We start from the raw sequence: 12,928 nt of genomic DNA on the forward strand, positions 1-12,928 counted from the left end.
GGGGCTTTCCCTTTTCGCATGCCGGCCTGCCGCGACGACGCAACCCGATAATCCCGCGTTCCCGGCAAGGGCCTGGCCCAGTCCGGCGGCGCGATTGCGAGACGGCGAACGCCATACCGATGAACATGAAACGCATGCGCGGCCGTGGCGGCAATCGCCATGGTGGCGGGGGCGGCGGCGGCGGTGGGCCGTATCGCCAGGGCGGCGGCAGTGGGGGCGGCGGCGGAGGTGGCGGCGGTCATCAGCCGATGAACCGCAACCACATCTTCGACAGCAACGGCCCGGACATGCGCCTGCGCGGCACCGCGCAGCAGTTGTTCGAGAAGTATTTGCAGCTGGGCCGCGATGCCACTGGCGCCAGCGACCGGGTGATGGCGGAAAGCTACTTCCAGCACGCCGAGCATTATTTCCGCATCCTGAATGCGATGAGCCAGGCCCAGCAGCAGCAGGGCGGCCAGCCTTATCCGCCGCAGCGCCGCTACCAGGGCGGCCCGGACCAGGAAGGCGGCGAAGGCGGCCAGCAAAGCGAGCCGGGGGAGATGACCATGACCCCCTATGCCCAGAACGGCCAGGGCCATGCGAACGGCAATGGCAATGGCCATTCCAACGACTCGGATGACGGTCCGGAGGAACCCCGCGACCAGCGGGAGCGCGAGCAGCGCGACAACTGAGCGGCCTGCCTCCCCCGCAATGGGGGAGGCCTGCCGATCTCAGCCCAGCAGTTCGGCCTGCACCGGCTCCAGCGCATCGCCCAGCGCCACGCGGCCGCCGTCCAGCACCTCCGCATAGACACCCATATCCATGTGCCCAAAATGCTCCCGCAGCCAGCGCTGTGGGCGGGCATCGCGTTCGGCGGTGGCGGGGTTCACCTCCGTCGCCGCGCAGCGCTGCGTGCGCTTGAACACGCGCAGCCGGGCGCCGCCGAGCAGGATCTCCCGCCCCATCCAGCCAAATTCGGCGAAGGGCGCGCCGCCCGAGACCAGGATATTGGCGCGGAAGCGCAGCGGGTCGAGCGCCATGCCCACCTTCTCCTCCAGCGCCTTCACCGAATTCAGCCCGATGATCGACACCGCCTTGGCGGCGATATCGGTGAAGGCATGGCCCGGCGCCTCCGCCAGGCGCAGCGGCCCGCGCGCCTCCTCTCCCATGAAATCGGTGATCCAGGCGGCGGCGGCGGCGCGGCCGGCCTCCGTGCCAAGGTCGGCTTCCAGCGGTGCGGCGCCTTCCGCGCGCAGCGCCAGCAGTCCTGTGGCGGAATCCCAGGCGGAGCGGATGCGGGCGACGCGGGCATGGGCCATCAGACAGGCGAAATGCCGCTTCTGGAGCCAGGTCGGGGCCGCGGGGTCAAAGGGCGCATCGGCATGGGCGAAGGCGAAGCGGCGATCCTCCGGCAGGCCCTGGCCGGGTGTCAGTTCCACCTCCTCCATCGCCTCCGGCGACAGACCCTTGACCGGGTAGCGGGTGATCCGTTCCACGCGCATGCATTATTCCCCTTGAAGCGTCACCTCCCCGCTTACCACATCACCGGCAGAGGCGAGCCCTCGCTGCCCATACGGGGGCGAGGGAGGCCCGTCCGCTCACAGGAGGGACATGTAGGATGGACATCGAGAAATTTACCGAACGCGCCCGGGGCTTCCTCCAGGCCGCACAGACCATCGCCATTCGCGAATTCCACCAGCGGGTGACGCCGGAGCACCTGCTCAAGGCGCTGCTGGATGACGAGCAGGGCGCAGCCGCCGGGCTGATACGCGCCGCGGGCGGCGATCCCGCCGTGGTGAAGCAATCGGTCGATGCCGAGGTTGCGAAGCAGCCCAAGGTGCAGGGTGGCGGCGCCGGCCAGCCGCAATTCACCCCCGATATCGTCCGCGTGCTGGATTCCGCGCAGCAGGCCGCCACCAAGGCCGGCGACAGCTTTGTGGCGCAGGACCGGCTGCTGGTGGCACTGGCCGCCAGCGAGGGCCAGGCAGGCCGCGCGCTTCGGGCCGCCAATGCAGATGCGACCAAGCTGGAAGCCGCGCTGGCGACGCTCCGTAAGGGCCGCACTGTGGACAGCCAGAATGCCGAGGACCAGTTCGACGCGCTGAAGAAATATGCCCGCGACCTGACCGCGCTGGCGCGCGAGGGCAAGCTCGACCCGGTGATCGGCCGCGACGAGGAAATCCGTCGCACCATCCAGGTCCTCGCCCGCCGCACCAAGAACAACCCCGTGCTGATCGGCGAGCCCGGCGTCGGCAAGACCGCCATCGTCGAGGGCCTGGCGCTGCGCATCGTCCGCGGCGACGTGCCGGAGGCGCTGAAGAACAAGAAGGTGATGGCGCTCGACCTCGGCAGCATGGTGGCCGGCGCGAAATATCGCGGCGAGTTCGAGGAACGGCTGAAGGGCGTGTTGAAGGAGGTCGAGGAGGCCGCCGGCGACATTGTGCTGTTCATCGACGAAATGCACACGCTGGTCGGCGCGGGCAAGGCCGATGGCGCGATGGATGCGTCGAACCTCATCAAGCCGGCCCTGGCGCGCGGCGAGCTGCACTGCGTCGGCGCAACCACGCTCGATGAATACCGCAAGCATGTGGAGAAGGACGCGGCGCTGGCACGTCGCTTCCAGCCGGTGATGGTGGGCGAGCCTTCCGTCGCCGACACCGTCTCCATCCTGCGCGGCATCAAGGAGAAGTATGAGCTGCACCACGGCGTCCGCATCACGGATGGCGCGCTGGTGGCGGCCGCGACTCTGTCCAACCGCTACATCACCGACCGCTTCCTGCCGGACAAGGCCATCGACCTGATGGACGAGGCTTCGTCCCGCCTGCGCATGCAGGTGGACAGCAAGCCGGAGGAGCTGGACGCGATCGACCGCGACCTGATGCGGCTGAAGATCGAGCGCGAGGCGCTGCGGAAGGAAACCGACGCCGCCAGCCGCGACCGCCTGCTGAAGCTGGAGAAGGAGCTTTCGGAGCTGGAGGAACGCTCCAACGAGATGACCTCCCGCTGGGCGGCGGAGAAGTCGCTCGTTGTCGAAAGCCAGAAGCTGAAGGAACAGCTAGACCACGCGCGCACGGAATTCGACCTGGCGCAGAATCGCGGCGACCTGGCCAAGGCGTCCGAGCTGCGCTTCGGCGTCATCCCGCAATTGGAGAAAAAGCTGGCGGAAGCCGGGGACGGCGACGCGCGTCTGGTGAATGAGGCGGTGACGGAGGAGGCGATTGCCGCCGTCGTCAGCCGCTGGACCGGCATTCCGGTGGAGAAGATGCTGGAAGGCGAGCGCGCCAAGCTGCTGCACATGGAAGACCAACTGCGCAAGCGGGTGGTGGGCCAGGAGGAAGCGCTGGAGGCGGTGGCCAAGGCCGTGCGCCGCGCGCGTGCCGGCTTGCAGGACCCGAACCGGCCCATCGGTTCGTTCCTGTTCCTCGGCCCGACCGGCGTCGGCAAGACGGAGCTGGTGAAGTCCCTGGCCAGCTTCCTGTTCGATGACGAGCGCGCCATGACCCGGATCGACATGTCCGAGTTCATGGAAAAGCACGCCGTTGCCCGGCTGATCGGCGCCCCGCCCGGCTATGTGGGTTACGAGGAAGGCGGCACGCTGACGGAAGCCATCCGCCGCCGGCCCTACCAGGTCATCCTGTTCGACGAGGTGGAGAAGGCGCATGACGACGTCTTCAACATCCTGCTGCAGGTGCTGGATGACGGCCGCCTGACCGATGGGCAGGGCCGCACGGTGGACTTCCGGAACACCATCATCGTGCTGACCAGCAACCTCGGCAGCCAGGCCATCGCCGAATTGCCCGAAAGCTCGGACATCGAGGCGGCGCGGCCGGCGGTGATGCGCGCGGTGCGGGAACGCTTCCGGCCGGAATTCCTGAACCGGCTGGACGAGGTGGTGCTGTTCCGCCGCTTGGCCCGGGCGGACATGGCCTCCATCGTCGATATCCAGCTCGGCGGCCTGCGCCGGCTGCTGGAGGATCGGAAGATCGCGCTGGAGCTGGACGAGTCGGCGCGGGAATGGCTGGCGGAAGCCGGCTACGACCCGGCCTATGGCGCCCGCCCGCTGAAGCGGGTGATCCAGCGCAGCCTGCAGGACAAGCTGGCGGATCTGCTGCTGGCCGGCACGCTGCATGACGGCACGCGGCTGTTGGTCACCGCCGGCCCGGATGGGCTGGAGGTGCGGCCAGCGCCGGAAGGCGAGGGTCGCGCGGCGGCCTGAACGGTCGACCTCGGGGAGGGGGCGGTCCGCAAGGGCCGCCCCTTTTTCATGTCAGCGCCGGGCCATCAGCAGGCCGCGGCTGCGGCCGGCGATGGGCACCGGCAGGCTGCGATAGGCGTCGAGCCCACGCCCCTGGGTGCCGGCCGGCGCGGCCACCGTCGCCGCCCGTTCCGCGCCGTTGGACAGCATCGCGGCGCCACTCGTCCGTGGCGCGGGCTGCGCGGCGGCGGTCACGGTATTGGCGCTGGGGCTGGGCAGCGGCGCATGCGGCTGGCCCTGTTCCCGCGCCCAGGCGGCCATCACCCTTTCCCGATAGGGCTCCCCCCGCTCCGGCGTCTGGGAGTGGTAGGCGGCGACGGCGCGGTTCCAGTCACCCAGACGGCCATGCAGCTCCGTCAGGAAGCGCGCGGCATAGGTGGCGTTGGTCAGCGGGTCGAAGGCGGCTTCCAGGCTGGGGAAGGCGTCCGGGTGGTGGCGCAGATTGACCTGCATGCAGCCGACGTCGATGGAGCGCATGCCACCGGCCTGCAGGGCCTGCACCCCGGCAATCGCTGCCGCCTTGCCGGCGAAGAATTGCCCACGTCCCTCGGCATTGATGGTCCAGGGCCAGGGGTGGAAAGCGCCCGTTTCCGGGTCCCGCCGGCCGGATTCGATGCGGGCGATGGCGGTCAGCAGATGCGGTGGAATGCCGGCGGCGCGTTCGGCCGCCTGGATCGCGGCCCGGCAGAGCAGGCCTTCCTCGGCCCGCGCGGCGCGGCTGGCAAACAGGGGCAGGATCAGCAGGAGGAGAAGGACGATGCGGGTCATGCCCCCCGGCAGCGCAAGCCGCGTGCCAGGGGCCGGCGCTCAGGGCGCCGGTGCGGCAGGCTCCGGGGCGGGGGAGGCTGGCGCGGCAGGCTCGGGCGTGACGGGCTCGGGCGTGATCGGGTCCGGCGTCGGGGGCGGCGCTACGGGGGTCGGCGCCGTGGGCTCTGGCGGGACCGATGGCGGGGCCATGGGGGGCAAGGATTCGCGCGCGGGCGCCGGCTCGGTCGGCGCGGCGCTGCCAGCCGGCGGGGTGGCCTGGGCGTCCGGCACTGGGGCGTCCTGCACGGGGACTTCCGGCACGGGGGCATCCGGCGCCGGGGCCGGGGGCGGCGGGACCGGACGGGCCGGTGCCGGGCGACCCGCAGCCGCGGCGCCCGGAGTCGGCGCGCGGCCGGCGCCTTCCTCCGGCACGTTCTGCGTATAGTCCGGGATGATGCGGGCCTGGGCGCCGGCGATCACCAGCACCCTTTCCCCGATCGCCATCGCCACCTCGTCCCGCTGCGTCACCGACAGCAGATCGCCATTCGGCTTGCGGACGATGTATTCCCAGGCGGTGGTATTGCCGGCCACCCGCTCCGTCGCCGAGCCCAGCAGCCCGCCCACCAACGCGCCGCCGACCGCGCCGATGGCGCCCGCCATGTTCCCGCCCGGTGCCTGGGACCCGACGATGCCGCCCGCCGCGCCGCCGGTCGCGGCGCCGGTATTGCCATCCGCCGTCACCGTCACGCGCCGCACGCCGATGATGACGGCCTGCTCCACGCGGTTCATCTGCTGCACCGCCGCGGTGGCGTAGTCGTCCGGGGAGTAGCTTGGCCGGCAGGCGCCCAGCGCCAGCAGCAACAACAGGGGGAGGGTGCGCGGATTGGCCATCGCCCGCTTGCATAGGCCAGCCAACCTCACCCTGCCAGCGGGCAGATGCATCACCTCTCCCATCTCTGATGACACCCCCTTGCCCACCGCCGCCGCTGGCGGCACACCGCGATTGCGGCGGAGAAAGATGGAGCGGCGATGGCATCGGTGCGGCGACATCTGGCCGAACTTTCGCGACGCGGCGTTTTGCGCGGGGCGGTGGCCTTGGCGGGGCTGGCGGCGCTCAACCCCCGGCCGTCCCGCGCCGGCCTGGCCCATCCGCGATTCGCCGAGGACCCCTTTCGCCTGGGCGTCGCCGCCGGCGATCCGCGACGCGATGGGCTGGTGATCTGGACCCGACTCGCCCCCGTCCCCGAACAGCCCGATGGCGGGCTGGACCCGCTGCCGGTGGAGGTCGCCTGGCAGGTGGCGGAGGACCCCGGCTTCCGCCGCCTCGCCGCCCAGGGCACGGCCATTGCCCAGCCCGACGCCGCCCATAGCCTGCATGTGGAGGTCGAGGGCCTGCGCCCCTCCCGCCCCTATTTCTACCGCTTCCTCTGCGGCGGCCAGACCAGCCGCATCGGCCAGGCCCGCACCGCCCCGCCGATCGAGGCCGATTCCACCGTGCGGATCGTCTCCGCCGGCTGCCAGCACTATGAGCACGGGCTGTTCACCGCCTGGCGGCACATTGCGCGGGAGGAGGTGGACCTCGTCTTCCACTACGGCGACTTCATCTACGAATATGCCGGGCGGCCGGTCGGCGCCGTGTCCTCCGGCCGCACGACCATCCGCAGCCATCGGGGCGGGGAGACGCTGAGCCTCGCGGACTACCGCGACCGCCACGCGCAATACCGCCAGGACCCGGACCTCGCCGCCGCCGCCGCCGCCCATGCCTTCGCCGTGACGTTTGATGACCATGAGGTGGCGAATAACTGGGCCGGCGACACTGGCGGGCGCGGCGAACACGGGCTGGACTTCGACCTGCGCAAGGCCGCCGCCTTCCAGGCCTGGTACGAGCATATGCCGGTCCGCGCCTCCGCCTTGCCGCGCGGCCCGCGCATCCTCGCCCATCGCCGCCTGACCTATGGCGGCACCGTGGCCCTGCACCTGCTGGACACGCGCAGCCAGCGCGACGACCAGCCCTGCGGCGACGGCACGAAGCCGCCCTGCGCGGAGGTGGCGCGGCCGGATGCGCAGATGCTCGGCCCCGTGCAGGAAGCCTGGCTGCTGGATGGCGCCGCGAACAGCCGCGCCATGTGGCAGGTGCTGGCGCAGCAGGTGCCGATGTTCGCCCGCGTTTCCCCCAATGGCGCCATCAGCATGGACAAATGGGACGGCTACCCGGCCGCCCGCACCCGCCTGCTGCACGGGCTGCGCGACCGGGGTGTGGCGAATACCGTCGTGCTGTCCGGCGACGTGCACAGCGCCTATGCCGCCACGGTGGCGGCGGTGCCGGAGGGGCCGGCGCTCGCCGCCGAATTCACCGCCACCTCCATCAGCAGCGAGGGCGATGGCAGCGAGGAACGGCGCGGCACGGCGGCGGCGCTGGCGGCGAATCCGCATATCGTCTTCCACAACAACCGCCGCGGCTATTGCCGCCACACCTTCTCCCCCCGCCTCTGCACGACGAGTTTCCTCGCCGTGCCCTTCATCACCCGCCCCGGCGCGCCGCTGGAGGAACGCGGGCGCTTCGTGGTGGAAAGCGGTGACGCGCGGGTGAAGCCGGCCTAGCCTTTCCCCCCGGAACGAAGGGGGGAGGGGCGGCCATGGCGCGCATCGGATTCGTAGGCCTCGGCAACATGGGCGCGCCGATGGCGCGGAACCTGGTGAAGGCCGGGCATGCGGTGGCGGTGTTCGACCTGTCCCCCGCCGCCATCGCCGCCGTGCCAGGGGCGGAGGCGGCCGAGAGCGGCGCGGCGGCGGCCACGGGCGCCGACATCGTCTTCACCATGCTTCCGGCAGGCGCCCATGTGCGGGAGGCCTGGCTGGGCGGCATGGCGGCTGCGAGCCGGCCGGATGCCGTGCTGGTGGATTGCTCCACCATCGATGTGGCGACGGCCCGCGCGGTGGCCGCCGCATGCGGCCGCGCCTTCCTGGATGCGCCCGTTTCCGGCGGGGTGATGGGGGCGGAGGCGGGGACCCTGACCTTCATGGTCGGCGGCCCGGCGGCCGCCTTCGCCAGCGTGGAACCCGTGCTGCGCCAGATGGGCCGCGCCGCGATCCACTGCGGGGAGGTGGGCGCGGGACAGGCGGCCAAGGCCTGCAACAACATGATGCTGGCAGCCACGATGATCGTGACGGCGGAGGCTTTTGTGCTGGCCGAGCGGCTGGGGCTTTCGCACCAGGCGCTGTTCGATGTGGCTTCGCAGTCTTCAGGCCAGAGCTGGAGTTTGACGACGTACTGCCCCGTGCCGGGGCCGGTGCCGGGGAGCCCGGCCAATCGGGATTATGTGCCGGGGTTTGCGGCCAGCCTGATGCTGAAGGATCTGGGGCTGGCTGTGGGGGCGGCGGGGGAGGTGGGCGTGGAGGTGCCGGTGGGGGCGAAGGCCTTGGAGGTTTATCGGAGGTTTGTGGAGGAGGGGGGCGGGGGTGTGGATTTTTCGGGGGTGGTGCGGATGATGCGGAACGATTGATGTTGTTGGACGTCAAGCTAAAAGAGAAGCGTAAGAAGCTCCAACGCGACGGCGCCCAGACCAACTAGTGTGCCGAGTAATGCCAACGCTTTGGCATGTCTGCTCTCAAAAAGCCTGTCTAGCTGGATTCCCAGTCCTCGCGACGCTGTCTTGAGGCTGCCTTTCAGGAACTCTTTAATCACCCAGCGAAAATAACCTACCTTAGAAAGGGTGGAGTTGTGGAGGTTTAAGAATTCATTGTTTTCGAACGCTTCCACCTCCTCGGGGCCTGTGAGAAAGTGACGTGGTATGCCCCCGTTCAGCTCCATCAGCGACTTCATGCGGGTGTGGGCAGCATAATCAGGTCCGTATCTGTCGATGAGCATTTCATTCAGATTGATCCGCTTTTCGGCGGGAATTGTGGGAGCATTTTCACCAGTAAGTACCGCATATCGATGGCTTAGATGTTCGAATCCGTAAACTAAATTTCTCATATTCCAGTGAACCCAGTAACCTTCGCGCCGATCTCGGACCAGGGCATAGAAATTCGACAGCAGCCTCCTCTCGACCTCATCAAAGCGTTCTCGTACCTCACCGCGTGGAATCCCGAGTTCTTCAGCGACGGAATGTGCAGAGAAGCTGACCGTTTGGTCGGTCTGGTAATGGCAAACACCGATAGAGGTTATTCGGGGCGAAAGTCCCTCATTCTCGTCATTCAAATTCTGGCATGAATAATGAATAACAGTAAATTTCTCGGGATTTTTGCGCAATGTCCTAATGAAATCTTTGTGGCCATTAATTGTCATCTGGACCTCATCGGCTTGGTGGCGTCCATAAAGCCCGGTGGTCTCGAATATTTATCGCCGATAAGTGGCTGTGCGGTTTTAAATTCGACCATCACCACTCGGCTACGGTTGTCTGAAGAGCTTTTCGGATCGTAGGGGAACGCTCTGCGGTTCTCACCCCCTAAAAATCCGCGGATCCATCATAACCGCCCGCTCCTCCCCCACCCGCACTCTTCCAAACTCAGGATGCGCCGGGTTCACCACTACATTGTCGTCCCGCCCCCCCGTCACCACGGACGGCACGATCAGCAGCGCCGTCCTTCCCTCCTGCAGCCACGCGCCCCCAAAAGCCTGGGCCACCGAGATATCAAACGGATCGTCCCACCCCGCATGCCGCGCCGGGTCAAACCGCTCCCGCGACACATCCTCGGGCACCTCCGCTTCCACATAGCGGGCGGCACTGGGCGGGGACTGGCGGTTGGCGTGGACCAGAACTTCCAGCAGGCACAGCGCAAAACTGGTGCCGGTGTAGATCGCGGGCAGGCCGGGCGGATTCCAGCGCTGGCCGAACAGCCGCGCACCCTCTCCGGACCAGATCGGATGCGGCCCCGTGACGATGCGCCAAAGGCGCATGGCTCAGAGCGCCAGCCCGTATTCCAGCGCGTTCAAAACCTCTTCCACTCGCCGCGTGCCGAGGTCCGTGCGCGCCGCATCCACCGGGCTGCGCCCCTCCAGCGCCGGATGCGGCGCGGTCATGAAGGCCCGCGCCTCCGCCTCGGTGCCCAAGGCGCGGCGGGCATGGACGAATAGCCGCGCCACCCGCTCGGTCCGCTCGCTTTCCTGCGGCGAGAGGTTTTGGGCGCGGCGTTCCAGGGTGGTCTTTGGCACCACGCCGAATTCCAGGCTCGACGCCTTGGCCTTGTCGCCGCCGGCCAGCGATTCCGCCACATGCCGCAGCGCCTGCCGCGGCAGGCCGCGCTCGACCGCTTTTTCGATCAAGGCGGGGGAGGCCGCCAGGGCCGTCTCCGACCCGGTCGCCTTACGGCCGGTGTCGTTCAGGACGACGAAATCGCCCGCCCCCGCCGCCTTGCTGTCGCGCAGAAAGGCGATGCCCATCACCTCGGCCACCGCCTTGGCATCATAATTGGTGAGCATGCCACAGGCCTCCAAACCAGTTGGGCGAAGATGGCGCCCCAACTGGTCAAAGACAAGTCCCAAATGCGGCGCTCAGCCGCTCCGTGGCTTCCCCGGCAACCCCCGCCCGCTCACCACCGCCCCCTCCCCAAACCGCGCCCGCAGTTTTTCGACCGCCGCCCACCTATCCGCCCGCCGCGCCGAATCCGGGTCCGCCAGGTCCGGCAGGTCGGCCTGGTTCCCCGGTGCCAGCGGCTGCGCGCCCACGCCTATCAGGCGAAACGCCGCCCCCGTCGCCTCCTTCGCCAGCATCGGCTGGGCCGCGCGGAACAGCATTTCGGGCAGCCGGGTGGGGCGGCCGAGGCGCACCGTGCGGGTGCGGCTTTCGAAGGCGGCGGTCTTCAGCTTCAGCACCACCCCGGCGGCCCCAAAACCCTTTTCGGAGAGCCGCCGGCCGAGCTTTTCGCACAGCCGCCACAGCGGTACCTCCAGCTCCGCCAGAGTCCGCAGGTCGGTATCGAAGGTGGTTTCGGCCGAAATGCTTTTCGTCTCCCGCGCGGGGTCCACGCGCCGCGTATCCTCGCCGCGGGCGCGGGCCACCATGCTGGGGCCGTCCTCGCCGAAGCGGCGGGCGGCCTCCCGCGCCTCCAGTGCCGCCAATTGGCCGAGCCGGGCGAAGCCGGCGGCGCCGAGTTTGCGGGCCAGCGCCGGCCCCACCCCGGGCAGCAGCCCCACCGGCTGCGGCGCCAGCCATTCGGCGGCCTCCGCGCCCAGCACGCCAAAGCCGCGCGGCTTGTCGCGCTCCGCCGCCAGCTTCGCCAGCAGCCGGTTGGGCGCCAGGCCGATGGAGACGGTGATGCCGAGCCGCGTCTCCACCGCCCGGGCGAAGCGCGCCAGCACGATGGCGGGCGGGGCGCGGTGCAGCGCCTCGGTGCCCGAAAGGTCCAGCACCGCCTCGTCGATCGAAAGGGGCTGCACCAGGGGGGTCAGGGTCTCCATCATCTCCCGCATCTGGCGGGCGACGGCGACGTATTTGGCCATGTCGGGCTTGATGACGACGGCATCGGGGCAAAGCGCGAGCGCCTTGAACATCGGCATGGCGCTGCGCACGCCGCTGGTGCGCGCCACATAGCAGGCGGCCGAGACCACGCCGCGCCGGCCGCCGCCGATGATGACGGGGCGGGTCAGCAGCTCGGGGCGGTCGCGCTTCTCGACGCTGGCGTAGAAGGCGTCGCAATCGATATGGGCGATATGCAGGGCGAAGAGCTCGGGGTGGCGCAGGATGCGCCGGCCGCCGCAGTCGGGGCAGTTCGGCCCCGCCGGATCGCGCCTGCCGCAATCCCGGCAGAGCGCCTGCATTACGCGCCGCCCAGAAGGGCCGCGGGAATGGCCAGGACGAGGGCGGTCACGGCCCAGGGCCACATGCGCCAGAACGCCCCCCGCACCGCCAGCACATGCGGCACCGCGGCCGGCGGGGCGCGGCTGCTGTCGTAGAAGCGCGCGGAATCCCACAGCAGCCAGCTGCCGCGATGGCCTGCAAGCATCGCCCGCAACGCCGCCCAGATCGCCCGTGCCAGGTGCCACATGGCCACGAGCATCACGCCCGTGGCGCCAGCCATCATCCCCTCGGCGATGGTCTGCCTCACCACAGCCGCGCGGCGCCGAGCACGCCGGAACTGTCGCCATGCCGGGCCTTCAGCACGGGCGTGGCAAAACTGTCGGAGAAGACGTGGCGGGGGATCAGCCGCGGCAGGGCCTCATAGAGGTGGTCCATATTGGACAGGCCGCCGCCGAGCACGATCACATCCGGGTCCAGCAGGTTGATCACCCCCGCCAGGGCGCGCGCCAGCCGGTCCACATGCCGCTCCAGCGCCGCGCGGGCGCGGGCATCGCCGGCGGCGGCGCGGGCGGGCAGGGGGGAGGCATCGCGCGCCTCCGGCCCATCCGCGTCCCGCGCCAAGGCGGGGCCGCAGAGGAAGGTCTCGATGCAGCCATGCTGGCCGCACCAGCAGCGGGGGCCGGGGAATTCCTCCGCCGTCATCCAGGGCAGGGGGGTGTGGCCCCATTCGCCGGCGATGCGGTTGCGGCCCTCCACCAGCTGACCATTCACCACCAGCCCGCCGCCGACGCCGGTGCCGAGGATGACGGCGAAGCCGGTGCCGTGCAGATCGTGGAATTCGCTCATCGCCAGGCAATTGGCGTCGTTCGAAAGCCGCACCGCCCGCCGCAGCCGCGCGGCCAGGTCGGCGCGCAGGGGCTGGCCGTTGAGGAAGGTGGAATTGGCGCCGCGGATCAGCCCGGTTTCCGGATTCTCGCTGCCAGGAATGCCGATGCCGATGCTGGCCGTCTGTCCGATCTCAGCCTCCGCCGCCACCACCATGCCGGCGATCTGGGCGACGGTGCCGCCATAGGTGGCCGGGGTGGGCAGGCGGCGGCGCAGGCGCAGCATGCCATCGGGGGCGAGCACCGCGATTTCCGTCTTGGTCCCCCCCAGATCGACACCGATGCGCCAGGTCATGGGGTGAGCCCTTGCGGATGCGGCGTCG

At 69.6% G+C, this 12,928-nt stretch carries 13 protein-coding genes; 4 read left to right on the forward strand and 9 right to left on the reverse strand.

What is annotated here, in order from left to right; genetic code table 11:
• Nucleotides 1-119: 119 nt before the first annotated feature.
• Nucleotides 120-671, forward strand: a complete 552-nt coding sequence (locus ACVFYP_RS00570; RefSeq protein ID WP_499198169.1) for a DUF4167 domain-containing protein — start codon at nt 120-122, stop codon at nt 669-671.
• A 39-nt stretch (nt 672-710) separates the two neighbouring features.
• Here the strand turns inward: ACVFYP_RS00570 and ACVFYP_RS00575 are convergent, their stop codons facing one another.
• Entirely contained in the window at nt 711-1,481 is a 771-nt protein-coding gene (locus ACVFYP_RS00575) for an MOSC domain-containing protein (RefSeq protein ID WP_499198170.1), read from the reverse strand.
• A 116-nt stretch (nt 1,482-1,597) separates the two neighbouring features.
• Here ACVFYP_RS00575 and clpB point away from each other — a divergent pair, with 116 nt between their 5' ends.
• The gene (gene clpB, locus ACVFYP_RS00580) at nt 1,598-4,195 is read left to right on the forward strand and encodes an ATP-dependent chaperone ClpB (protein WP_499198171.1); all 2,598 of its coding nucleotides are present in this window, start codon (nt 1,598-1,600) and stop codon (nt 4,193-4,195) included.
• 51 nt (nt 4,196-4,246) lie between these two features.
• Here clpB and ACVFYP_RS00585 read toward each other — a convergent pair whose 3' ends face one another.
• On the reverse strand, nt 4,247-5,002 hold the full coding sequence (locus tag ACVFYP_RS00585) for a lytic transglycosylase domain-containing protein (protein ID WP_499198172.1): 756 nt from the start codon (nt 5,000-5,002) through the stop codon (nt 4,247-4,249).
• A gap of 39 nt (nt 5,003-5,041) precedes the next feature.
• A complete protein-coding gene (locus tag ACVFYP_RS00590; RefSeq protein WP_499198173.1) occupies nt 5,042-5,872 on the reverse strand; it encodes a hypothetical protein in 831 nt (276 codons plus the stop codon).
• A gap of 138 nt (nt 5,873-6,010) precedes the next feature.
• On the opposite strand from ACVFYP_RS00590, the gene ACVFYP_RS00595 reads away from it, so the two are divergent.
• Both ACVFYP_RS00595 and mmsB read left to right on the forward strand, forming a co-directional pair.
• Nucleotides 6,011-7,582, forward strand: a complete 1,572-nt coding sequence (locus ACVFYP_RS00595; RefSeq protein WP_499198174.1) for an alkaline phosphatase D family protein — start codon at nt 6,011-6,013, stop codon at nt 7,580-7,582.
• 35 nt (nt 7,583-7,617) lie between these two features.
• Nucleotides 7,618-8,484 carry a 3-hydroxyisobutyrate dehydrogenase gene (mmsB, locus tag ACVFYP_RS00600; RefSeq protein ID WP_499198175.1) on the forward strand — a complete coding sequence of 289 codons (867 nt, stop codon included), beginning with the start codon at nt 7,618-7,620 and terminating at the stop codon, nt 8,482-8,484.
• 17 nt (nt 8,485-8,501) lie between these two features.
• On the opposite strand, the gene ACVFYP_RS00605 is transcribed toward mmsB, so the two are convergent.
• The 6 genes from ACVFYP_RS00605 to ACVFYP_RS00630 form a co-directional block, all read right to left on the reverse strand.
• Nucleotides 8,502-9,269 (reverse strand): hypothetical protein, encoded by a 768-nt coding sequence (locus tag ACVFYP_RS00605; RefSeq protein WP_499198176.1) that lies wholly within the window; start codon nt 9,267-9,269, stop codon nt 8,502-8,504.
• Nucleotides 9,270-9,422: 153 nt separating this feature from the next.
• The gene (locus ACVFYP_RS00610) at nt 9,423-9,881 is read right to left on the reverse strand and encodes an RES family NAD+ phosphorylase (RefSeq protein ID WP_499198177.1); all 459 of its coding nucleotides are present in this window, start codon (nt 9,879-9,881) and stop codon (nt 9,423-9,425) included.
• Between the two features lie 3 nt (nt 9,882-9,884).
• Nucleotides 9,885-10,403: an Xre family toxin-antitoxin system antitoxin gene (locus ACVFYP_RS00615; RefSeq protein ID WP_499198178.1), complete on the reverse strand. Its 519-nt coding sequence runs from the start codon at nt 10,401-10,403 to the stop codon at nt 9,885-9,887.
• A gap of 72 nt (nt 10,404-10,475) precedes the next feature.
• Entirely contained in the window at nt 10,476-11,741 is a 1,266-nt protein-coding gene (locus tag ACVFYP_RS00620) for a DNA polymerase IV (RefSeq protein WP_499198179.1), read from the reverse strand.
• Nucleotides 11,741-12,028 (reverse strand): hypothetical protein, encoded by a 288-nt coding sequence (locus ACVFYP_RS00625; RefSeq protein ID WP_499198180.1) that lies wholly within the window; start codon nt 12,026-12,028, stop codon nt 11,741-11,743. The genes ACVFYP_RS00620 and ACVFYP_RS00625 overlap by 1 nt, the downstream gene beginning before the upstream one ends.
• Entirely contained in the window at nt 12,025-12,900 is an 876-nt protein-coding gene (locus ACVFYP_RS00630; RefSeq protein WP_499198181.1) for an ROK family protein, read from the reverse strand. The genes ACVFYP_RS00625 and ACVFYP_RS00630 overlap by 4 nt, the downstream gene beginning before the upstream one ends.
• Nucleotides 12,901-12,928 lie beyond the last annotated feature (28 nt).

It is taken from the genome of Roseomonas sp. F4 (assembly GCF_053891155.1).

What these genes read in the sequence shown, in the direction of transcription:
- ACVFYP_RS00610 (WP_499198177.1), bottom strand. Translation starts at nt 9,881, where the DNA reads ATGCGCCTTTGGCGCATCGTCACGGGGCCGCATCCGATCTGGTCCGGA.
- ACVFYP_RS00570 (WP_499198169.1), top strand. Translation starts at nt 120, where the DNA reads ATGAACATGAAACGCATGCGCGGCCGTGGCGGCAATCGCCATGGTGGC.
- ACVFYP_RS00605 (WP_499198176.1), bottom strand. Translation starts at nt 9,269, where the DNA reads ATGACAATTAATGGCCACAAAGATTTCATTAGGACATTGCGCAAAAAT.
- mmsB (WP_499198175.1), top strand. Translation starts at nt 7,618, where the DNA reads ATGGCGCGCATCGGATTCGTAGGCCTCGGCAACATGGGCGCGCCGATG.
- ACVFYP_RS00595 (WP_499198174.1), top strand. Translation starts at nt 6,011, where the DNA reads ATGGCATCGGTGCGGCGACATCTGGCCGAACTTTCGCGACGCGGCGTT.
- ACVFYP_RS00615 (WP_499198178.1), bottom strand. Translation starts at nt 10,403, where the DNA reads ATGCTCACCAATTATGATGCCAAGGCGGTGGCCGAGGTGATGGGCATC.
- ACVFYP_RS00630 (WP_499198181.1), bottom strand. Translation starts at nt 12,900, where the DNA reads ATGACCTGGCGCATCGGTGTCGATCTGGGGGGGACCAAGACGGAAATC.
- clpB (WP_499198171.1), top strand. Translation starts at nt 1,598, where the DNA reads ATGGACATCGAGAAATTTACCGAACGCGCCCGGGGCTTCCTCCAGGCC.
- ACVFYP_RS00590 (WP_499198173.1), bottom strand. Translation starts at nt 5,872, where the DNA reads ATGGCCAATCCGCGCACCCTCCCCCTGTTGTTGCTGCTGGCGCTGGGC.
- ACVFYP_RS00585 (WP_499198172.1), bottom strand. Translation starts at nt 5,002, where the DNA reads ATGACCCGCATCGTCCTTCTCCTCCTGCTGATCCTGCCCCTGTTTGCC.
- ACVFYP_RS00620 (WP_499198179.1), bottom strand. Translation starts at nt 11,741, where the DNA reads ATGCAGGCGCTCTGCCGGGATTGCGGCAGGCGCGATCCGGCGGGGCCG.
- ACVFYP_RS00575 (WP_499198170.1), bottom strand. Translation starts at nt 1,481, where the DNA reads ATGCGCGTGGAACGGATCACCCGCTACCCGGTCAAGGGTCTGTCGCCG.